The following is a 20798-nucleotide window of genomic DNA, read 5'->3' as shown; positions in this document are numbered from 1 at the left end:
TTATTGCTTGATCCCTAGCTGTTTTTATGGTGCGTGTTGTGCTTGTAACAGCCCATAGATCGGTTATTGTGCTGTCTTCGGATGCATAATGCACTGCCTATTATTCGTAGTGGAGCTGCGTTATTGACGGTTATATTGACAAGTTTCTTTGCTTGGTGCAGGTACGACGATGGTGTATCGGTGATATGAGGAATATATTGTGGCATACGTCGTGCATCAGATTGTTGCGGACGACACCATTCGCTACAATTGGTACATGTCTATCTTTGATTTTTTTGGCGGGTTTCCGGATCCGAATAATGACGGCCATCCGTTCGGTCGAACAGACGATGACGATGATCCGACGATTTTGCATGTGCAGACGGATGGCGACGATGATCAGACGGGCTCGACGTCGTCGCGTTCCGGCTTCAGGGGCTTCCGTTCATCGGTTGGTGCCAACCCGCGCCTGACCAGGCAGCCACATCAGGCGTCAAAGGGCACTTCAAAAGGAACAAAAATCTTTATGGGTGTGGCCGCAGTGGCCGCTATTATCCTTGCGCTGCTTTTCGGCCTTGACCGTTTTGTCACTGATTTGATGTGGTTCGATCAGCTCGGATTTCAATCGGTGGTCTGGACGCAACTGTGGGCCAAAATCGGTCTATGGTTGGCTTTTGCCGCTCTCATGGCGTTGGTAAGCTATCTTGCCGCAACCATGGCCATACGCAAGCGTCCCGATTCGGCTGATGGTTCAACAATTCGTGTCAAGGGAGACGTCATTGAAGTCGGCAAATCGGTTAGCTCCAAGACTGCTCGACGCGTTGCAGTCGTGATTTCTCTTGTTGTCGGCTTGGTTTTCGGTTTTCGGTTCAACTCGAACTGGTCGGAGATTTTGCTCATGCTGCATGCCCAGCCATTCGGAGTGCGTGATCCTCAGTTCGGTATCGACAACGGTTTTTATGTTTTCATTCTCCCCGGTGTTAATCTGATGCTTTCGGCTTTGGGAATGTTGCTCGGTTTTGGTCTGCTGTTCAGTGTGGTCACCCATTTCGCCATGGGCGGCATCCGGATTACCATGCCCGTTCGTGGCCGTGGCATTATGACCATGACCAAATATGCACGTCGTCAGATCAGCGTTTGGTTTATCCTCAACATGCTTGCATGGTCCTCCCGACAGATCATGGGTGTGTTCAACACGCTGACCGAGGGAAACGGACGTTTCACCGGAGCGGACTACACAACAGTGCATGCTCAGGTTCCTGTGACCATCATCCTTGCTGCACTGACCGCACTTCTGGGTCTTCTGTTGGGTATTTGGCTTATGAACTCGCACTCCTTTGACGGCCCTGCAACCCCAGGTGTTCGTGTGGTCGCCGCAGTCAGGGCGTGGCGTGTGCCGATGGTTTCGACTGCTGCCGTGATTGTGGTGGCCATCGTTCTTGGGGGGTTATGGCCCATTCTGTTGCAGCGGTTCAAAGTCAGCCCTAACGAGCAGGAGATGGAATCGGACTATATCTCCCGCAACATCAAGGCCACTCAGGAAGCTTATGGGCTTGATAAGGTCAAGACTGGCGAATACAACGCCACAACCGAAGGTAAATCTGGTGCTCTGGCCAATGATCCGGAGACGACTGCGCAGATTCGTCTGTTGGATCCACTGATTACCTCGCCAACGTTCAAGCAACTGCAGCAATCCAAGCAGTATTACACTTTCGCGGATTCTCTGGCCGTAGACAAGTATGAAATCAACGGTCAAAGCCAGGATACTGTGATTGCGGCGCGTGAGCTCAATCTGGAAGGCAACGACAACCGAAATTGGGTCAACGACCATACGGTCTATACACATGGTTACGGTGTTGTCGCTGCATACGGCAACAAGGTGACCAACGATGGCAATCCGGAATTCTTTGAATCCGGCATCCCGACGCAAGGTAAGCTCACCGATACCCAGCATTATGAGCCCCGCATCTATTTCTCGCCCAACTCCCCGGAATATTCGATTGTAGGCTCTCCGAAAGGCACCTCGCCTTGGGAGTTCGATTATCCTCAAGGTTCCACAGGGGCGTCGAATACCTTTAGTGGCGACGGCGGGCCCAAGATCGGCAATATGCTCACCCGTCTCCTTTACGCGATTCGCTTCGGCAGCGACCAGATCTTCTTCTCCGATCGTGTTACGTCCGATTCGCAGATTCTCTATGATCGCAGTCCCCGTGAACGCGTCGCCAAGGTTGCCCCGTATCTTACGCTTGATGGGCGAGTTTATCCGGCGGTGGTCGACGGACGTGTGAAATGGATTGTTGACGGCTATACGACTTCCGCCGCGTATCCTTATTCGCAAACCACTGATCTTGGCATGGCTACTCAGGATTCGACAACTGTCTCCTCGAACACCATTCAAGGACTTAATTCTCAACCGGCTAATTACATTCGTAATTCAGTCAAGGCTACGGTCGATGCCTACGACGGTTCGGTGGATCTCTATACTTGGGACACCGGCGATCCGATTATCAAAGCATGGCAGGAGATCTTCCCGGGGCAATATCATCCGATTTCGGATATTTCCGGTCAGCTGATGAGTCACATGCGTTACCCGGAAAGCCTGTTCAAAGTACAGCGTCAGTTGCTCACCAAGTATCACGTCACCAGGGCAGGTCAGTTCTTCTCAGGCGAGGACTTCTGGCAAACGCCGGTCGATCCGACCGAGTCCCCAGACGCGCAAAACAAAGATGTTTTGCAACCGCCCTACTACCTAACGCTAAAAACGGGAGGTTCCGATCGGCCGCTCTTCTCGTTGACTTCGACTTTCATTCCGGCTGGAAATTCGAAGTCAACGCGTGAGATCCTCACCGGATTCCTGTCCGTGGATTCCGATGCCGGCAGTACCAAGGGCAAGATAGGCCCCAACTATGGAACGTTGCGATTGCAGGAATTGCCCAAGGATGCCAATGTTCCTGGACCAGGCCAGGCGCAGAACAATTTCAATTCCAACGCTGATGTCTCCAAAGAGCTCAATCTGCTTGAATCTGGTTCAACAAAGGTGGTGCGCGGAAACTTGCTTACGCTACCGCTCGGTGGCGGCTTAGTCTATATTGAGCCGGTCTACGTCAAATCCAGTGGAGCCACCAGTTTCCCACTGTTGAAGAAGGTGCTCGTTGCTTTTGGGGATCAGGTAGGCTTTGCGGATACTTTGGATGAGGCGCTTGATCAAGTTTTCGGCGGTGATTCTGGTGCGTCTGCCGGTGATGCCGAAAACAAGGACGGTGCCGCTTCCAACGGTTTGGTCTCAAATGATTCAGCTAAGGACAACAACAAGCAGGGGGCTGCCGGTCAATCTGCAAATGGCCTCGGCGGCGCTGATTTGAAGGATGCATTGAACAAGGCCAGTCAGGCGATGAAGGACTCTGATACCGCCATGAAGAATGGTGATTGGTCCGCTTACGGTAAGGCGCAACAGGAGCTTAACGATCAGCTGAATCGTGCCTTGCAGCTTGAGGGGTAGCAAAAGTAAGTTATGGCAAGATAATGGCGTCATGTGTCGGAGGTATTTGTGTGTCTCTCATATGACGCCATTGCGTTTTATGCAACACGTTTAATGGGTCCAGTAAAAGCGTTCTTAAGATGGTGGGGTAGTGATGATCAGAGTGGCGCTGGATGCTGATTTGCAGGCGATTACTGACATTTATAACGAGGCTGTGATCGCGGGTGGGTCGACCGCCGATCTGACTGCGTGCACTCTTGAGCAACGTCGAAAATGGGTCGAGGCGCATGAGCCGCGCCATGATTTCCCTGTGGTTGTTATGGAAAACGAAAATGGGAAAGTAATTGGTTTTGGTTCTCTTTCTCGTTTTCATTCTCGTGCCGGTTATGACGGTGTGGTGGAACTGAGCTATTACATCACCACCTCCGAGAGGCACCGTGGGCGCGGAACCGAAATGGTTTCATCGCTAATTGCGAAAGCCAGAAAACTTGGCAATCGTAAGGTCGTCGCAGTGATTTTTGCCAAGAACTCCGGTTCCGTAGCTTTGGTGAATCATTTCGGCTTTACGTGTTATGGTGTCTTTCCGCAGGCTTGCTGGGATGGACGAAATTTTTCAGATGTTTCATACTGGTACCTCGATTTGTGATGGAAGTCAACAGGTAAGACTCTTGCAAAACTTGATATTGGTAGGTCGGTCTTGCGTCTGTTGACTTCTATATGATGGACAAGCAGGTAGCCGCAGTTCGGTATATTTCGGCATGCCCGAATGTCGGCACTTTGAAGACAAGGCACGTATGAAAACGGCAGCTTGCCGAGTGAACGGAGAAGTGGAAGGGCAAAGGATGTCATCACAATTCTGGTTGATCGTAGGACTGGGCAACCCGGGAAAAAAGTATGAGGGAACGCGACACAACATGGGATTCATGGTGACAGACGTGTTGCAGGAACGCTGGTCCGTGAGTTTGGGTGACCATAAGGGGCTAGCTCAGTTGGGTAAAGGTTCGATGAATCTGGGCGGCAAAACACTTAAGTTTTTCCTTGCTAAACCGTTGACGTTTATGAATGATTCCGGTAGTGCGGTTTCGTCCATCGCTGCCTACTACGACATTGATCCCGCCCATATCATCGTCATCCATGACGATATGGATCTTGATTTCGGGCGTATCAAGGCCAAGGCCGGAGGCTCTGCAGGCGGGCATAACGGTATTCGTTCAATCGACAAATCGCTCGGCACCAACAAATATTCGCGGGTAAGGATGGGTGTCGGTCATGCAGAACGAGGACCGCGTGCCCACGAGAATACGATCAATTGGGTGCTTGGCGGTTTCTCAGGCCAGCAGCGCAAGGAGTTGGCTGATTTTCTTGCCGATGGCGCCGATGTGGTGGAGGCGGTAATGTTCGATGGTCTTAGTGCGGCGCAGGAGCGGTTTAATGGCCGATGAAGTACAGGACATGTCCGGTTCGCTTTCCGGGTTTTTGGCACGTCTTGATGACGATGAAACGTTTCGTGATTTGCTTGCGGGAGAAATTGAACCACCGGAAGGTCCTAGCGATCGGGCATTGAACATTGGCGCCCCCGATGGGATTCGTCCGGCATTAGCCGCTGCACGTGCGAAGTATTCGTCTGTGGTTGTGATCGTTCCCTCGAGCAGGGAGGCCGAGGAGACCGTCAATTCCATCCGTTCCTGGTATGGTGCGGGTTCCAATGAGGTGTGCCAGCTTGAAGCTTGGGAGACCCTTCCGCATGAGCGCCTTTCGCCGCGTGCAGATACCGTTGCGGGACGCATGGCTGTTTTTCGCAGGCTGTGTCACCCTCAAGAGGGCAGTGCGATGTTTGGTCCCATTCGCATCTTGGTCATGCCGGTTCGGTCGCTTATCCAGCCCGTTGTGGATGGTTTAGGTGAAGTTGAACCGTTAATGTTCGAGGTTGGCAGTGAGATCACGCTGGACGAGATCTCCACACGTCTGGTTGAGAGCGCGTACACTCGTGTCGATCTTGTGGTAAACCGCGGCGAGTTCGCGGTGCGAGGCGGTATCGTCGATGTGTTTCCACCTACTCTGCCTCATCCGGTACGTGTTGAATTCTTCGGCGACGAAATTGAAACAATCAAGCAGTTCCATGCTTCCGATCAGCGTACCTACGGTGATGTCATCGACACTGTTTGGGCCACGCCGTGCCGTGAGCTTCAATTGACTGCAGAGGTTCGCGACCGCGCCAAAACACTTGTCGGGCAAATTCCCAATGCCGATGACATGCTGCAATCCATAGCCGATTCCATTCCTGTGGAAGGCATGGAATCCTTGATTCCCGCGTTGGTCGACAATATGCGGCCCGTGGCTTCGATGATCCCCAAAGATGCCGTTATCATGCTTTCCGATCCGGAAAAGCTGCGTCGTTCCGCTGCGGACCTTGCCAAAACCGCCAACGAGTTTCTGGCCGCGAGCTGGCATGTGGCCGCAAGTGGTCATGGGGCAGGGGCCCCCATTAGTTTCGATCAGGCAAGCTTTCTTGACTTCGATGAGACCATTCGTTCTCTGGAATTCTCAAATCATGAGGTCTGGCGGCTTTCCAGCTTTGGTGTGGATACGAATGCTCCCGGAAACGTCCAACTTCATGCGAAGGCACCGGAGGAATATCGCGGTGATGAACAGCGTGCGACGAGTGGCCTTGAAGGACTTATCGATGATGGCTTTGAAGTTACTGTTACCGCTGCTTCGGAAAGCACGCTCACTCGATTAAGGCGTGCGTTGGCTCAGACGGGCGTGACTCGTTTTGACACTCTGCAATCCCAAGCCATGAATGGTTTTGTTGATGCATACGCCAAATTCGCATTGCTTACCGAACGTGATCTGACCGGCAGGACCAGTGCTGCGAGTACGCGGAAGCGTGCGCGGCGCCGCCATAAAGCCATCGATCTCATGGAACTGAAGACCGGCGATTACATCGTTCATGAGCAGCATGGCATCGGCCAATTCGTGGAGATGCGTCAGCGCACCACCGGTGTTGGTGCCAATCGTGCCACGCGTGAATATCTGGTTATCGAGTATGCCCCGTCCAAACGCAACGCATCGCCGGACAGACTTTTCATTCCGACCGATCAACTCGATCAAGTTTCGAAATACATCGGAGCCGACAAGCCGAAGCTCAACAAACTCGGTGGTTCGGATTGGGCTCAAACTAAGGCCAAAGCACGCAAACATGTCCATGAAATCGCCGACGATCTGGTAAAACTGTATTCCGCTCGCCAGCAGGCCAAGGGCTTTGCCTTCAGTCCCGATACCCCGTGGCAGAAGGAATTGGAGGATGCGTTCCCGTATCAGGAAACTACCGATCAGCTCACTGCCATCGATGAGGTGAAAGATGACATGGAAAAGCCCGTGCCGATGGATCGTCTGATTTGCGGCGACGTCGGTTTTGGTAAAACCGAAATCGCGGTGCGTGCGGCGTTCAAGGCCGTGCAGGACGGTAAACAAGTTGCCGTCCTTGCGCCCACCACGCTGTTGGTTCAACAGCACTACGAGACATTTACCGAACGTTACCAAGGGTTCCCTGTCGATGTGGCTGCAGTAAGTCGTTTCCAGACAAAGAAAGAAATCGACGAGACCCATCAAGGGCTTGAGTCCGGCAAAGTCGATGTGGTTATTGGTACGCACAAACTGTTGAACCCGAAAATCAAATTCAAGGACCTTGGTCTGCTGATCATTGATGAGGAACAACGTTTCGGTGTTGAACACAAGGAAACGTTGAAGGCCTTACGTACCAATATCGATGTGCTTTCGCTTTCGGCCACTCCCATTCCTCGTACCCTTGAGATGGCTGTCACCGGTATCCGTGAGATGTCAACTCTCGCCACCCCTCCCGAGGATCGCCTGCCAGTGCTCACTTATGCGGGTGCATATGAAAACGCGCAGGTGACAGCTGCAATTCGCCGCGAGCTGCTGCGTGGCGGACAGGTCTTTTACGTGCACAACCGTGTCGACGATATCGATAAGGTTTCCTCGCAAATTAAAGAATTGGTGCCAGAGGCGAGAATCGGCGTAGCTCACGGCAAGATGGGGGAGAAGCAGCTCGACAACATCATCCAGGACTTTTGGCGTCGTGATATCGATGTACTCGTGTGCACCACGATTATCGAAACAGGTCTTGATATCAGCAATGCCAATACGCTGATCGTCGATCGGGCTGAGCGCTTCGGCCTGAGCCAGCTCCATCAGTTGCGAGGTCGAGTCGGCCGCGGCCGTGAACGTGCTTATGCCTACTTCCTTTATGATCCTGCCAAGCCTATGACCCAGCAGTCGCATGATCGGTTGGCCACCATAGCCCAGAGCACGGCGCTCGGTTCAGGTTTCGACGTCGCCATGAAGGATTTGGAACTGCGAGGCACTGGCAATCTGCTTGGAGGAGAACAGAGCGGTCATATCGAAGGCGTGGGTTTCGATCTGTATGTGCGCATGGTCTCTCAGGCTGTTGAGCAATACAAGCAGCCCGAACGAAAGGAATCGGTTTCGGTCACCATAGATCTGCCCGTAGAAGCCTCGATTCCGGTCGATTACATCGATTCGGACAAATTGCGTTTGGATGTCTATCGCAAGTTGTCAGCCGCTCGCAGTGAGCAGGACCTCACCGATTTGCGTGAGGAGCTTACCGATCGTTATGGTCCGTTGCCGGAAGAGTTCGGTACGCTGTTTGATGTTGCCCGTCTGCGGGGCAGGGCCCGTGCGCTGGGGATTTCCGAAATTGTTACGCAAGGCAATCGTGTTCGCATCGCGAAAATCGATCTTCCGGAGTCGCTGCAAATGCGTATTTCTCGGATTTATCGCGGCGCGCAGTACCGTTTAGTGACGCATACCCTCTTGATTCCTGCACCTTTCGGTGGCTCCTTCGGTGGAAAGTCGATGAGTAGCACCGAGGTCATGAGCTGGACTGATCAACTGCTCGAAGATTTGGCATGGCGCAATCAACCCCGATAAGGTTGAGTTTCATTGAGGCGTCGGTCCAGTCGTGGTGTTTCGTTCGTAGTTTGCAAGGATTTGGTGGTCGAAGGGTGCAAAGAGTGCCGCGATGGGCTATTTTGTTTGAAAAACGAGGTATGTGCACGCTAACAATTATCGTCGGGTTCCCTCTTGCTACGTCCATCAAAGGCACTAATCTTAGGACTGTTAGTGATAAGTCCAGCTTTAAGGAGTAATTGTGGCAGTAATTGAAAGCGTATATGCCAGTGAAATTCTCGATTCCCGCGGAAACCCGACCGTCAAGGTAGTACTCGACACGGTCGATGGTGCCGAAGGCATCGGCTTAGTTCCCTCCGGCGCTTCGACCGGTGAGGCCGAGGCTTGGGAGCGTCGTGATGGCGACAAGTCCCGTTACATGGGCAAGGGTGTTCTTGAGGCAGTCAAGGCTGTTAACGAGATCATCGCCCCTAAGGTCATCGGCATGGATGCCACCGATCAGCGTGCCCTCGATGAGACCATGATCGAGCTTGACGGCACCGCCAACAAGGGCAAGCTTGGTGCAAACGCCATCCTCGGTGTTTCTCTCGCCGCCATGTACGCCGCTGCAGAGTCCGCGGAATTGCCGCTCTACCGTTACATCGGCGGCACCAATGGCCACATTCTGCCGGTCCCGAACATGAACATCATGAACGGTGGCGCGCACGCTGATTTCGCCACTGACATTCAGGAATATATGATTTCTCCTTATGGCTTCGATACTTACAACGAAGCGCTGCGTGCAGGCACAGAGGTCTATCACACCCTTAAGGGCATCTTGAAGAAGGACGGTCATGACACCGGCCTTGGCGACGAGGGCGGTTTCGCTCCGAAGATGAAGGACAACGAGGATTCCCTTAAGTACATCGTGAAGGCCATCGAGGCTGCAGGTTATGAGCCTGGCCGTCAGATTGGTCTGTGCCTTGATGTCGCGTCTTCCGAGTTCTACAACAAGGACACCAACACCTATCACTTCGATGGTGAGGACCGCGATGCCGATTACATGCTGAATTACTACAAGGAGCTCATCTCCAAGTATCCGCTGGTCTCTATTGAAGATCCGTTCTCCGAAGAGGATTGGCCTGCATGGCAGAAGATCACTGCTGAATTGGGCGATCAGCTTCAGTTCGTCGGCGACGATCTGCTTGTGACCAACCCGAAGCGTCTGCAGAAGGGCATCGACCTTCATGCTGCCAACAGCCTCCTGGTCAAGCTCAACCAGATCGGTACCGTTACTGAGACGCTCGACGCCATCGAGCTCGCTACTGCGAATGGCTTCACCTCCATGGTTTCCCATCGCTCCGGCGAGACCCCGGACACCACCATCTCTGATCTCGCGGTTGCTAAGAATACCCGCCAGATCAAGACTGGTGCTCCTGCCCGCGGCGAGCGTATCGCGAAGTACAATCGCTTGCTCGAGATCGAGGAGGAGCTTGGCTCTACCGCTCAGTACGCCGGCTATTCCGCTTTCAAGGCATGCAAGAAGTACACGAAGTAGTCTTCTCATAGTCTTTTAAGCGTATTTCGCTATAAGCTCTACCCGTCGCGTTCATTCTGTGAAGTCGAATGTGACGGGTATTTTCGTCTTTATGGGCACAGCGAAAACCGAGAGCAAAACCACAAGTAAAAACAAGACCAAGCGACGTGGTTCAGGACCGGTTGCGTTCTTTCTTGCTCTTTTCATTGTTGCGCTTGGTACGATTCAATTGGTGGCGACCTTTCACAGCTATGCCCTCAATCTCGCTCAGCTCAACGGGCTCAAAAGGCAGGAAGCCGCACTCATCGCCAAGAAGCAAAATCTTGAAAACGACATTTCCCGGTGGAATGACGACGCTTATGTCACGGCACAGGCCCGTGAACGGTTGGGCTTCGTTTTTCCTGGTGAACAGGCCATCCATGTCGAACATCCGGAGGCCGTCACGGGGGTCAAGCCCGATTCGGATCAGGGCAAGCGAAACAAGGCAAATTCCGACAAAAAAACTCTTCCGTGGTACAGCGAACTTGCATATGGATTCAAGAAAGCCGATAAACCGGTTAGACAACCCAAGGATGCAGGGGCAACGGTTGTCACACCCAGTGCTTTGGGTGTGCAGTCGGGCGATGGTAGGCAGAGAGATTCGGTAAAAACCAATCAAAATACGTCAGATGGTGAAACCACACGGAGTTCGACTGGCGGCAATATCGTCCCCAGTGGTTCCAATTTGGTATGAATGAAGCCAAACGCTAGTATGCCTGTGTTGCGAGGCAATGAGAATCGGCGCTGATGCTGTCAATGAAGCTGTGAACAACAACGATGGGTAATCGACATGACCAGTGACAAGGAATGAATGTGGACCAAGAGCAATCGTTGAAATCCCTGAACGGGCTTTCTTTGGAACAACAACGGCTATGCGTCGGCAGTGGTGAATACTTGAGGAAGGTGCCGCAGGGCATAGATGCTGATCTTACGGCTGGGGCCAAGCAACTGGTCGATCGAGTTTTGGCAGACAAATTACACGATGATGATGAGTTGATGGTGACCCGGCAGCTTGGGCGGTTCCCTCGCGGTATGGTCGCTGTCGGCGCGAGATGTGTGTGCGGCAGGCCGCTGGCCGTGGTGACTCGCCCCCTGCTGCCCGACGGCACCCCATTCCCGACGACCTGTTATCTCACCAGCCCAGAGGCTGTCAAAGCCGCTTCTCGGGTGGAAGCGGACGGTTCGATGAAAGACTATACAGATTTGGTCGAGCATGATGAGCCGATTCATGAACGATACAACTATGCGCATCAGCTCTATCTCGCGTTTCGTCATGAACTGGCTACTCGACTGGGTGATAGTGAAGAACACATAGAGGGCACCAGTGCCGGCGGCATGCCTGTGCGCGTCAAATGTTTGCACGCCCTTATCGCGCAAACGTTGGTGATGGGCGAAGGAGTGAACCCGATAGGCGACATGGTGATGGATCGCATCTCAAAAGAGTTTGATCCGTTGGTCTGTCGTTGTACCACTGAAATGGAATAATCCCAGAGCTGGAACACAATGAATGGATGCTGGATGGTGTTGTTATGAGTGAGGCAAACAAGAACGAAGTGACGATTGCCGGAATCGACTGCGGCACCAATTCCATCCGGCTAAAGATCTCCAAAGTTCGTGCCGACGGTACCGTTGAAGATGTCGTACCGCGCATGCTGCGTGTCATCAGACTTGGCCAGGACGTTGACAAGACCCATCGTTTCGCTGATGAGGCGCTTGAACGTGCGTATGCGGCAGCGCACGATTTCGCGAAGATACTGAAGGAACATCCGGTTGACGGCATACGTTTCGTTGCGACTTCGGCTACCAGGGATGCCGAAAATCGTAAGGAATTCGAAGACAACATTGAATCGATACTTTCAGTACGCCCCGAGGTTATCGCAGGTACCGAAGAAGCCGCTTTGAGCTTTTTGGGCGCCACCGGCAGCGTCTCCCGTGCAGGACTTGAGGCGCCGTATATCGTAATTGATTTGGGTGGAGGTTCGACTGAACTCGTACTGGGCGGAGACGGGGAATCTGCACCCATAACCGCAGTGCAGGCGGCATACTCGATGGATATCGGCTCGGTGCGCATGACGGAACGCCATTTGCGTCACGATCCGCCGACCCTAGACGAAATCGCCGAAGCCAGCAAAGATATTGATCGTTATCTAGACGAAGCGTTGGAACACGTTCGCGTTGGACGTGCCCGCACGATCATCGGTGTGTCAGGAAGTGTCACAACAATGACCGCACTGGTTCTAGGCCTTAAGGAATACGATCATCGTTCGGTTGACGGTGTGCGTGTCGCATATCATGATGTTTTCGAGGTTGACGATCGTTTCCTCAACATGACCCGTGCCGAACGGACCGCGTACAAAATCATTCATCCTGGCCGTGTCGATGTGGTCGGCGGAGGGGCGCTTATCTGGAACCGCGTCCTCGCACGTATTTCCCACGAGGTGCAAGAAGACCACGGTCAGATTATCGACTCGTACGTTTCCAGTGACCACGGCCTTTTGGATGGTATTGTTCTTGATTACGGCAAGAGGTTGCTGCAACCGTGAATGCTGTGCCGGCACGGTCTCGGTCACCTCTCATCAGGTCATCAAGTAGAGCCGGTGTGACATAATATCGGCTGTCGGTATTTGCCGATATGCCCCTGTGGCGGAATTGGTAGACGCAGCTGACTTAAAATCAGCCGCCATTGGCTTGTGGGTTCGAGTCCCACCGGGGGTACTTTCTGCAATTTTACAAACCTTATTGGCATTGGGGTAAGGTCATACTGATCATTGGTTTTCTGCGTTTAGCATGGCTGCCGTGCTGTTGTGCAATCGATGGAGATTGTCGTGAATAAGCCTGAATCAGTTCAAAACTTGGTGATTGTAGTAAGAAAGTTGCACTCTTTCAGTACAATGGTGCTGATTCATCCCAATGCAAAGGCGGTATACGAATGGCTGAAAAACCCCAACCCAAACCGGTGCGGGGAGCGACGACTCGCGGTGGTGCGATGATTGTTGTTTCCCTGATGGCCGGCTACTCTATCGTTTACATGGACAAGAGCATGATTTCGCTGGCTATCATGCCCATCGGTAAACAGTTTGGCTTCAACACAGTTCAAACCGGTTTGATTATGTCGTTCTTCTTCCTGGGATATGCGCTCATGCAGATTCCTTGCGGCTGGCTGGCCGATAAAATCGGCGCCAAGAAAGTACTGGTTGGTTCTCTTGCCTTTATCGCCGTTTTTGCTTTTTTCTTCGGCGCGATGGGGGGCCTTGTCCTGTTCATCGCTATGCGATTCTTTATGGGTTTTGGGCACGGCGGCTATCCGCCAAGCGTCACCAAGTCGATTGCTGAGAATTTCCCGCAAAAGAAGCGTACCTTCGTTCAATCCCTGATTCTTTCCACTTCAGGTATCGGCGGTATCCTCGCTTTTACTCTTGGTGGTGCACTGATCGACATGAACTGGCGTATGGCCTACGCAGTGTTGGGATCTCTGTATCTGGTTGCGGTCATTCTCATCTGGTTCTTCGTTCCCTCTCATGGTGGAAACGCCCAATCGCAGCAGAAGGTAGAGGCTGGGGCTGCTGCCGGAGACCTTGCGGCCGCAGCGGACGCTCCCAAGGTAGGCTTCAAGGATGTCCTGAAGAACCGCAATGTCGTTGTTTTGTTCATCGCAATGGTGTTCATCAACATCATGCTTTACGGTCAGATGTCTTGGATGCCGACCTATATCAAGAACACGTTCCAACTGTCTACTTCGCAGACCGGCTTGCTTTTGGCATTCAATTCCATCTTCACCATGCTTTCTACCATCTTCTCCGGTTCTTTGCTCTCTAAGCTGTTCCTGGGTCGTGAGCGTATAGCCATTATTGGCGCTTCGTTGCTTACCTCTGTGATTATTGTGGCTTTCACCCTGTTCGGCAAGAACAGTCTCGTGCTCTCCATGATTTTGCTGGCGTTGATGAGCCTTGTCGCCATGTTTGCTTTCACCGGAATCTTCACCTGGCCGCACAAGATCATGAACCCAAAGATTATCGGTTCTTCCATTGCGGTCATCAACACCGGCGGCACCATCGGCGGCTTCCTTGCTCCCACCATTCTCGGAAACATGGTCAAGGCCTCCGGCGGTTCTTTCACCAGCGCCTTCATGTTCCTTGCTTTGATGACGTTGTTGTGTGCTGTGGTCGTTCTCTTTGTCAAGCCGAAGTCTCAGGCTGCCACGAAGTAGTGTGACGGAGGCATCGCGGCCTTCATAATCGGTTAAGGATAGGTTGTGGCCCGGGACGTTAGTGCGTCACCTGGCCACAACCTTATTGTAGACGGTGTTGTTTCCGGGTCCGAGCCATGTTACGTTCTATGATCTTTGCTGGAAGTCAACAAATGAGTGTGAGAACCGTCGTTGCTTGAGGTGCCGGTTTGTAGTGTGCTCGCGGATGTTCTCGCACCATGAAATGTGTTTCATCAAACCGGATAGAATAGAGACATGTTCAGCATTCTCGATATGTTCAAGGTCGGTGTGGGGCCCAGTTCCTCGCATACGGTGGGACCGATGGTAGCGGCGTCCAATTTCGTTACTTCCTTGGATGAACGTGGGCTTTTAGACCGAGTATCACGAGTGAAGAGCACCTTGTATGGTTCTCTGTCGATGACCGGTTTGGGGCATGGTACCGATCGTGCCACGGTTGCGGGATTGGAAGGCAACAACCCCGCAACGGTCAATACCGATTACCTGTCCAACATCAAGCAGGAATGTGAGAACAGGGGGACCTTGAGTCTCGGAGGCAAACACACGATTCAGTTTGACTACGGCCGAGATGTAATCTTTGACCAGTGGAAGATGCTTGCGGCACATCCTAACGGCATGCGCTTTGAAGTATTCGATGACAATGACGAGGAAATAGACGAGCAAGTCTGGTATTCCGTAGGTGGCGGGTTTGTTCGCCAAGGGCATTCTGAAGATCTGATGATCGGCATTCATGAAAAGGCGCCCGAAGTCAGTACGTTTGCCGGAGAGACCAAGACTGACGACGGCGACGATTTTCCGCCAGAGGCACCGTATCCATTTTCTAGCGGTAGCGAATTGCTGGAAATATGCGAACGTGAAGGTAAGAGCATTTACGAGATAGCATGGGCGAATGAAACCGCCATACGCTCACCTCAGGAGGTTAGGGAGAGGCTTCTCGAGACCTGGCGTCGCATGGATGAATGTGTGAAGAACGGCTGCACAAGTACTCAGACCACGTTGCCTGGCGGACTGGAAGTGCCACGGCGTGCACCGAAAATCTATCGCGAGCTTTCGGGCAACTCCGACATTTTTTCACGCGACACGCGTCGTCCTGCATCCATCCTCGAGTCTTCGGAGTGCACTTGGGTTGATCTCTTTGCGCTTGCAGTGAATGAGGAAAATGCCGGGGGAGGACGCATCGTGACTGCTCCAACCAACGGTTCTGCCGGTGTTATCCCCGCGGTGCTTGAATATTATTGGCATTTTGCTGGTTCAGCTGACGAGGACGGAATTGTCCGATTCCTTTTAGCTGCTGGCGCTGTCGGTTATCTGATCAAGCGAAATGCGTCTATATCCGGTGCTGAGGTAGGCTGTCAGGGAGAAGTTGGCTCTGCGGCTTCCATGGCGGCAGCAGGTCTGTGTGAGGTTATGCAAGGTAGTCCACGACAGGTAGAGAACGCGGCGGAAGTGGCGATGGAACATCACCTAGGCTTGACCTGCGACCCGGTGGCAGGGCTTGTACAGATTCCTTGTATCGAACGCAATGCGATGGCCGCCAACACTGCGGTCAATGCGGTTCGCATGGCCTTGCTCGGCAATGGTCAGCACATGGTCAGTCTCGATCAGGTCATCAAGACTATGAAAGAGACGGGCGCTGACATGATGTCGAAGTACAAAGAGACTTCCGAAGGTGGCCTGGCGGTTAACGTCGTGGAATGCTGACGACTCATCCTGAAGATGAAAATCTAAAGAGTTGCGGGATTTTATGTTGAAATCGATTTTCGACGTGGATTTCGTTTGCTCCGATTATCCCTAGCCGTTCAGGCTGTATCGGTGATATCCTAGAGAAGTTGCAAAAACAAGGAGGCGTACGCATGACTACGAATATGCCCGAGGTAAATGTTGAATTTGGGGCAAAACCTGTTATTGAATTCCCTGATACCCCAGCTCCATCCGGACTTAAAGCGGTCGAATTGATTGAGGGCGACGGTCCTATGGTTCGCGCAGGCGATACCGTCACGGTTAATTATCATGGCGTGATATGGGGTAAGGATGAGCCGTTCGATTCCAGTTTCGATCGTCATCAGCCTGCCAGTTTCGGTATTGGTGTTGGACAAGTCATTAAAGGTTGGGATCGAACGGTTCCGGGTCATAATGTTGGATCGCGTCTGGTGATTTCCATCCCTCCGGAATACGGATATGGTCGTGGTGGAATGCCGCAAGCCGGTATCGGTGGCGATGATACCCTTGTGTTTGTGGTTGACATCATTTCGACACATTGAGGTTCGGATATCAGATCATGCAGCCGGCTTTGCGTCGGTTTGCTAGTTATGCATGGTTGCTGAAGTCAAGGGCAATCATGCAAGAATAAGGAGACAACTATGGCAGAGGAAGAGAAGGCTGTTCTGCTGACGCAGGAAGCGTACGACAAACTCCAGAGCGAGCTGGAATATCGACAAGGAAGCTACCGTGAAGAGATTATCCAGCGTATTGCGACTGCACGTGCTGAAGGCGACCTTTCCGAGAATGGCGGATATCAGGCTGCCCGTGAAGAGCAAGGCAAAAATGAGGGTCGCATCAACGAGCTCACAGTTAAGCTGCGCAATGCGAAGATTTTGAAGGCTCCTGCAGCGGGAACCGTAGGTAACGGTTCCTTGGTAACTGTGGAGCTTGACGGCGAGGAAGTCCAGTATGTGCTTGGCTCGCGTGACATCGCCGTTGCGACCGATTATGACGTTATCAGCCCGGAATCGCCCATTGGCGCGGCCATCATGGGAGCCAAGAGCGGAGATGAAGTCTCCTACACGGTTCCCAGTGGTGCTGAGATTACCGTGAAGATCAAAGCAGCCGAGCCGTTGCAATAGGTCATTCAGCGGTTGTCTTTAGCTTATGGATGTTAAAAGGGTCTGAATCCAGGTATTTGCAGGATTCGGGCCCATTTTTTGCGGTAGAAGAACACGAAAGTCAACGTGGCTCGGGCAACGATTGCGAGGGTGATTGTTCGAAGTGCTAACATTTGCAGGGTTCACTCTCTTATGTTATTCGTTGTCCTGCAGATGCGACTCAACGTCAAGGAACGGTGTCTCACGGGTTTAAGAGCCTTTGTGGCTTGTCTCACACGCTGGGATTACAGCTCGACACTCCTCTGGAATGACTCATAGTATCATTGGGGCATGGCTGATTTTGATGGTATTCTTGAGGCGCAATCCGATTTCGATGCATGCGACCGTGAATGGTTGCATTTACTGGTGGCGGACTGGCAGGTCATTGCAGATTTGAGTTTTGCGGACCTTCTGTTGGTGCTTCGTCGCGATGATGGCAAATATATCGTTGCCGAACAATGCCGTCCCTCGACGGTAATGACGATGCGCAGCGATGATGCGGTTGGCGATGAAATGCCTGAAAACCTGGTTGATGAGATTGATGCCGCTATGCACTCCGAAGGAGTGCTGCATACAACAAGGTTACATAAAATTGGTAAATTGAATGTGTGCAATGTCTATGCGCCGGTACGTTGTGGTAACAAAACGCTTGGTGTGGTGGTGCGCGAGACCAATATGACCACCAGGGAATCGAATGGTCGCTATGAATCCGAAAGCATCAATGCAGGTAAGAAGCTCTTTGAAATGATTCCCCGTGGCCAGTTTCCGTATGATGAGGTGATTATGAGCCAGCGGCACAACGCCAGGGTCTCCGACGGCTTCATCAATCTAGGCGCCGATGGCATCGTGCAGTATGCAGCTCCCAATGCGATTAGTTGTTTCCGTAGGTTGGGCGCCATAACGGTGATGGAAGGGCATTATCTCAGCGAGATAGGGACTCAGCTGCTCCATCCTAAGGATCCGGTTGCCGATGGCTTGCCCTTGGTGCTCAGTGGCAAGGCAGCGGCCGACTGCGAGCTCGATGCCAATAATTCCATGATTTCCATGCGTGCATTGCCTCTATATGACGAGACGAGTCGGATCGGCGCTATCGTGCTGTGCCGTGATGTGACTGAATTGCGTCGTCGTGAGCAGGAATTGCAGACCAAGGATGCCACGATTTCCGAAATCCATCACAGGGTGAAGAACAATTTGCAAACGGTATCGGCATTGCTTCGTTTGCAGACACGTAAGACCAAATCGCAGGAGGTCAAGACCGAGCTTAAAGAGGCACAGCGTCGTATTCAGACCATCGCCACTGTTCATGAAGGACTGAGCCAGACCGTCGATGAAATTGTTGACTTTGACGCCGTTATTTCCAGCCTGCTCAAAATGAGCGTGGATTTGGCGACTTTGGAAGACCAGCATATCAATATTCGTTATATCGGTAAGTTCGGTATGATGCCGGCACAGGATGCCACTCCGCTTTCCTTGGTGTTGACGGAGCTGATTACCAATGCTGTCGAGCATGGTTTCACGGGGTGCAAGGAAGGCAACATCACTATTTCCGTCGGTCGTAGTGGTACTCGTTTGAACGTGGTGGTTGAGGATGACGGTTCAGGACTTGCCGATGAAGAGGACAACGGCATGGCGCGTTCATCGGGTTCTGGTTTGGGCACCCAGATTATCAATACGTTCGTTACCAATGACTTCAACGGAACCGTACGTTGGAAAGATCGTCGCGGGGGAGGCACCAAGGTCATTCTCGACATCAATCTGCGTGCGGCATAGAAAGTGCAAGTTAATTAGGCATCCGATTCGTTCTGGGACCAGATGCTTACTGATGGAAAAGCGAATGCCCTTCCCGACTGTCAAATCCGGAAAGGGCATTCGTCGTCAATAAGTAATTTCATGATGAGGAACGGTTATTCGATTCCTCAAAGCGCAGTTTCTTCAGACTTGCATCTGCATGTTTTGAGAGCGGCGTGCACGCATGGCGCGACGCTTAAGAGCACGGCGCTCATCCTCGCTCAGTCCGCCCCACACCCCATAGTCCTGATTGGTGTCAAGAGCACATTTCAGGCAGGCATCGATGGCTTGGCATGTCCGGCAGATGGCTTTGGCTTCCTCAATTTGTTGGTAAGCGGCACCAGTATTCCCCACGGGGAAGAAAAGTTCCGGATCCTTGTCACGGCAGGCTGCCTTGGCTCGCCAATCAAAAGCATTACTCATAGAAGCAAACGACCTTCCTGTTGTTAGCACTAAATTCCCATCCCTAGATAACCACGAAATAGTTCTTTTTTCAAGCCTTTTAGCAGAAAAACAGAAAAATCTTTGTCTTCGATACACAGTTTTGCTTATTGTCGATTGATGCTGGTTATTTTGGCTTGATACATATTCTGTAGAGTCTGGTTGAATGGAACTATTGCGAAACAGATTCCGAAAGTGTGCCGACCGATCCGGGTTTATGTGTGCCTGCAGCCAGTTGGTTAAACAATTCGAGGTTCTTCGAGTCGTCCAGAAGCACAGTGGACCCGACTCCGCGAACAAGGTGGTTGGGGTCGCTCCAATAGACTGATCCGGAGATGCCCTGCTTTCCGGTGGCATTTTTGAATGCAGTTGCCATGGAAAGCAATGTCGCCGGATTTGTTTTATTGTCGACTTCAATCGAGGAAAGGGCAGCTTTGGCAACTTTTTGAACAGAGCTCGGTTTTTTGAGTGTATCTGCTGAACCCGCTTTGCTCATGATAGCTCCGATGACCTGGCGTTGGCGTTCAGCGCGGCCAAAATCGCCCTTGGGGTCTGAGTAGCGCATGCGTGAGAATGCGAGTGCAGTGTCTCCGTCAACGGTATGGCAGCCAGACTGCCAGTTGAGGCCCGATCGCCAGTCGTTCACATTGTTATCGTAGCAAAGATTGACTCCGCCAAGGGCATCGACCACTTTGGTCAGACCATTGAACTTGATTTCGGCAACGTGATTGATTTTTTTACCGGTTATTCCCTCTACCTCGCGAGTGAGAGCTTTTTTCCCTTGCATCTGAGCCACTGCGTTAATTTTCATATTTACGTTGCCCATCTTAATGAGTGAATCTCGTGGAATCGAGATGAGGGAAGAACTGCCGTGGGCTGGTTTGGTCAGGACCAGGATTGTGTCTGTGCGGGCCCCAGGGGTGTCCTGAGTGGTGCCCCCTATGCCGGAATCGTCACGTTCATCCGAACCTAGAATCAGCCACGATGTACCGTCGGTGGAGGTTTTGTCGGTCAACCAGTCAGCTTTATCCAACTGTGAATTGGCCCAGTTCCAGCATCCGAACAGTGTCAGGATGATAACCATGAGAATAGCCATTAAGACGGTGCGAGCCCAATGACGTTTGGGGTGCGTTTTGCTGCTTGAATTGCCGGACCGGGAATTGTCGCCACGTCCAGAGGCGCTAACCACAGGTTTCGCGATGTGGTTCGCTTGCGTGCGTGATGAGGAAGGCGCTTGTGCAGGTGAGGCAATTCGTGATGAGCCACCGGACTGACGAGGCGTGCGCATTTGATTTGCAGGTACAGCCGATTGAATCGGTTGTGGTTGTCCTGTTGTTGTACGCACGCGAGTACGGCTTGTTGGGAATGTCGGTGGTATTTGTTGCTGTGACCTTTTGGCGGTGGGCATAACTCCGGTGTCCGGACGTTTGCGTTCCCCGGAGGGCACGAAGCTTGGCGGATTGCCTTGGGTGTCGTATTCTTCCGACTGCTTGGCCATGTATTCCCCCTGCTCGCTCGATT

General features: G+C 52.3%; 15 protein-coding genes and 1 tRNA gene. 14 read left to right on the top strand and 2 right to left on the bottom strand.

The annotated features are described in order from the left end of the window. Window positions 1-256: 256 nt before the first annotated feature. The 14 genes from GA0061077_RS03110 to GA0061077_RS03045 all read left to right on the top strand — a co-directional run bounded on the left by GA0061077_RS03110 (window position 257) and on the right by GA0061077_RS03045 (window position 18818). Window positions 257-3478, top strand: a complete 3222-nt coding sequence (locus tag GA0061077_RS03110) for a UPF0182 family membrane protein (RefSeq protein WP_091847634.1) — start codon at window positions 257-259, stop codon at window positions 3476-3478. Window positions 3479-3611: 133 nt separating this feature from the next. Further along, complete coding sequence (locus GA0061077_RS03105) at window positions 3612-4103, top strand: GNAT family N-acetyltransferase (RefSeq protein ID WP_091847419.1); 492 nt, start codon at window positions 3612-3614, stop codon at window positions 4101-4103. Between the two features lie 196 nt (window positions 4104-4299). Then, the gene (gene pth / locus GA0061077_RS03100; RefSeq protein ID WP_091847418.1) at window positions 4300-4899 is read left to right on the top strand and encodes an aminoacyl-tRNA hydrolase; all 600 of its coding nucleotides are present in this window, start codon (window positions 4300-4302) and stop codon (window positions 4897-4899) included. Window positions 4900-4909: 10 nt separating this feature from the next. After that, complete coding sequence (gene mfd / locus GA0061077_RS03095; RefSeq protein WP_091847633.1) at window positions 4910-8428, top strand: transcription-repair coupling factor; 3519 nt, start codon at window positions 4910-4912, stop codon at window positions 8426-8428. A gap of 220 nt (window positions 8429-8648) precedes the next feature. Further along, on the top strand, window positions 8649-9944 hold the full coding sequence (gene eno / locus GA0061077_RS03090; protein ID WP_091847417.1) for a phosphopyruvate hydratase: 1296 nt from the start codon (window positions 8649-8651) through the stop codon (window positions 9942-9944). Window positions 9945-10035: 91 nt separating this feature from the next. Next, window positions 10036-10656 carry an FtsB family cell division protein gene (locus GA0061077_RS03085; protein ID WP_091847416.1) on the top strand — a complete coding sequence of 207 codons (621 nt, stop codon included), beginning with the start codon at window positions 10036-10038 and terminating at the stop codon, window positions 10654-10656. Between the two features lie 221 nt (window positions 10657-10877). Continuing rightward, window positions 10878-11447 carry a DUF501 domain-containing protein gene (locus GA0061077_RS03080; RefSeq protein WP_183193125.1) on the top strand — a complete coding sequence of 190 codons (570 nt, stop codon included), beginning with the start codon at window positions 10878-10880 and terminating at the stop codon, window positions 11445-11447. Window positions 11448-11491: 44 nt separating this feature from the next. Further along, window positions 11492-12505 carry a Ppx/GppA phosphatase family protein gene (locus GA0061077_RS03075; RefSeq protein ID WP_091847632.1) on the top strand — a complete coding sequence of 338 codons (1014 nt, stop codon included), beginning with the start codon at window positions 11492-11494 and terminating at the stop codon, window positions 12503-12505. A gap of 91 nt (window positions 12506-12596) precedes the next feature. Beyond that, window positions 12597-12677, top strand: a tRNA-Leu gene (locus tag GA0061077_RS03070). A 214-nt stretch (window positions 12678-12891) separates the two neighbouring features. Then, the gene (locus GA0061077_RS03065) at window positions 12892-14169 is read left to right on the top strand and encodes an MFS transporter (protein WP_234696474.1); all 1278 of its coding nucleotides are present in this window, start codon (window positions 12892-12894) and stop codon (window positions 14167-14169) included. 255 nt (window positions 14170-14424) lie between these two features. Further along, the gene (locus GA0061077_RS03060) at window positions 14425-15888 is read left to right on the top strand and encodes an L-serine ammonia-lyase (protein WP_091847414.1); all 1464 of its coding nucleotides are present in this window, start codon (window positions 14425-14427) and stop codon (window positions 15886-15888) included. Between the two features lie 152 nt (window positions 15889-16040). Then, entirely contained in the window at window positions 16041-16448 is a 408-nt protein-coding gene (locus GA0061077_RS03055; protein WP_091847413.1) for an FKBP-type peptidyl-prolyl cis-trans isomerase, read from the top strand. A gap of 99 nt (window positions 16449-16547) precedes the next feature. Next, window positions 16548-17030, top strand: coding sequence for a GreA/GreB family elongation factor (locus tag GA0061077_RS03050; protein WP_091847412.1), 483 nt, complete (start codon window positions 16548-16550; stop codon window positions 17028-17030). 309 nt (window positions 17031-17339) lie between these two features. Continuing rightward, a complete protein-coding gene (locus tag GA0061077_RS03045; protein WP_091847411.1) occupies window positions 17340-18818 on the top strand; it encodes a sensor histidine kinase in 1479 nt (492 codons plus the stop codon). 162 nt (window positions 18819-18980) lie between these two features. On the opposite strand, the gene GA0061077_RS03040 is transcribed toward GA0061077_RS03045, so the two are convergent. Together GA0061077_RS03040 and GA0061077_RS03035 are read right to left on the bottom strand one after the other, a co-directional pair. Beyond that, the gene (locus tag GA0061077_RS03040; protein ID WP_091847410.1) at window positions 18981-19259 is read right to left on the bottom strand and encodes a WhiB family transcriptional regulator; all 279 of its coding nucleotides are present in this window, start codon (window positions 19257-19259) and stop codon (window positions 18981-18983) included. A 190-nt stretch (window positions 19260-19449) separates the two neighbouring features. After that, entirely contained in the window at window positions 19450-20775 is a 1326-nt protein-coding gene (locus GA0061077_RS03035) for an LCP family protein (protein ID WP_091847409.1), read from the bottom strand. Window positions 20776-20798 lie beyond the last annotated feature (23 nt).

This window comes from Bifidobacterium commune, assembly GCF_900094885.1.
Lineage (GTDB): Bacteria > Actinomycetota > Actinomycetes > Actinomycetales > Bifidobacteriaceae > Bifidobacterium > Bifidobacterium commune.
The sequence above is the reverse complement of the archived record's forward strand: the minus strand, read 5'-3'. Positions and strand labels throughout refer to the sequence as shown.

Bases quoted from the DNA above. Each gene is read 5' to 3' on its own strand.
- GA0061077_RS03110 (WP_091847634.1), top strand. From the start codon at position 257: ATGTCTATCTTTGATTTTTTTGGCGGGTTTCCGGATCCGAATAATGAC.
- GA0061077_RS03105 (WP_091847419.1), top strand. From the start codon at position 3,612: ATGATCAGAGTGGCGCTGGATGCTGATTTGCAGGCGATTACTGACATT.
- pth (WP_091847418.1), top strand. From the start codon at position 4,300: ATGTCATCACAATTCTGGTTGATCGTAGGACTGGGCAACCCGGGAAAA.
- mfd (WP_091847633.1), top strand. From the start codon at position 4,910: ATGTCCGGTTCGCTTTCCGGGTTTTTGGCACGTCTTGATGACGATGAA.
- GA0061077_RS03085 (WP_091847416.1), top strand. From the start codon at position 10,036: ATGGGCACAGCGAAAACCGAGAGCAAAACCACAAGTAAAAACAAGACC.
- GA0061077_RS03075 (WP_091847632.1), top strand. From the start codon at position 11,492: ATGAGTGAGGCAAACAAGAACGAAGTGACGATTGCCGGAATCGACTGC.
- GA0061077_RS03065 (WP_234696474.1), top strand. From the start codon at position 12,892: ATGGCTGAAAAACCCCAACCCAAACCGGTGCGGGGAGCGACGACTCGC.
- GA0061077_RS03060 (WP_091847414.1), top strand. From the start codon at position 14,425: ATGTTCAGCATTCTCGATATGTTCAAGGTCGGTGTGGGGCCCAGTTCC.
- GA0061077_RS03055 (WP_091847413.1), top strand. From the start codon at position 16,041: ATGACTACGAATATGCCCGAGGTAAATGTTGAATTTGGGGCAAAACCT.
- GA0061077_RS03050 (WP_091847412.1), top strand. From the start codon at position 16,548: ATGGCAGAGGAAGAGAAGGCTGTTCTGCTGACGCAGGAAGCGTACGAC.
- GA0061077_RS03045 (WP_091847411.1), top strand. From the start codon at position 17,340: ATGGCTGATTTTGATGGTATTCTTGAGGCGCAATCCGATTTCGATGCA.
- GA0061077_RS03040 (WP_091847410.1), bottom strand. From the start codon at position 19,259: ATGAGTAATGCTTTTGATTGGCGAGCCAAGGCAGCCTGCCGTGACAAG.
- GA0061077_RS03035 (WP_091847409.1), bottom strand. From the start codon at position 20,775: ATGGCCAAGCAGTCGGAAGAATACGACACCCAAGGCAATCCGCCAAGC.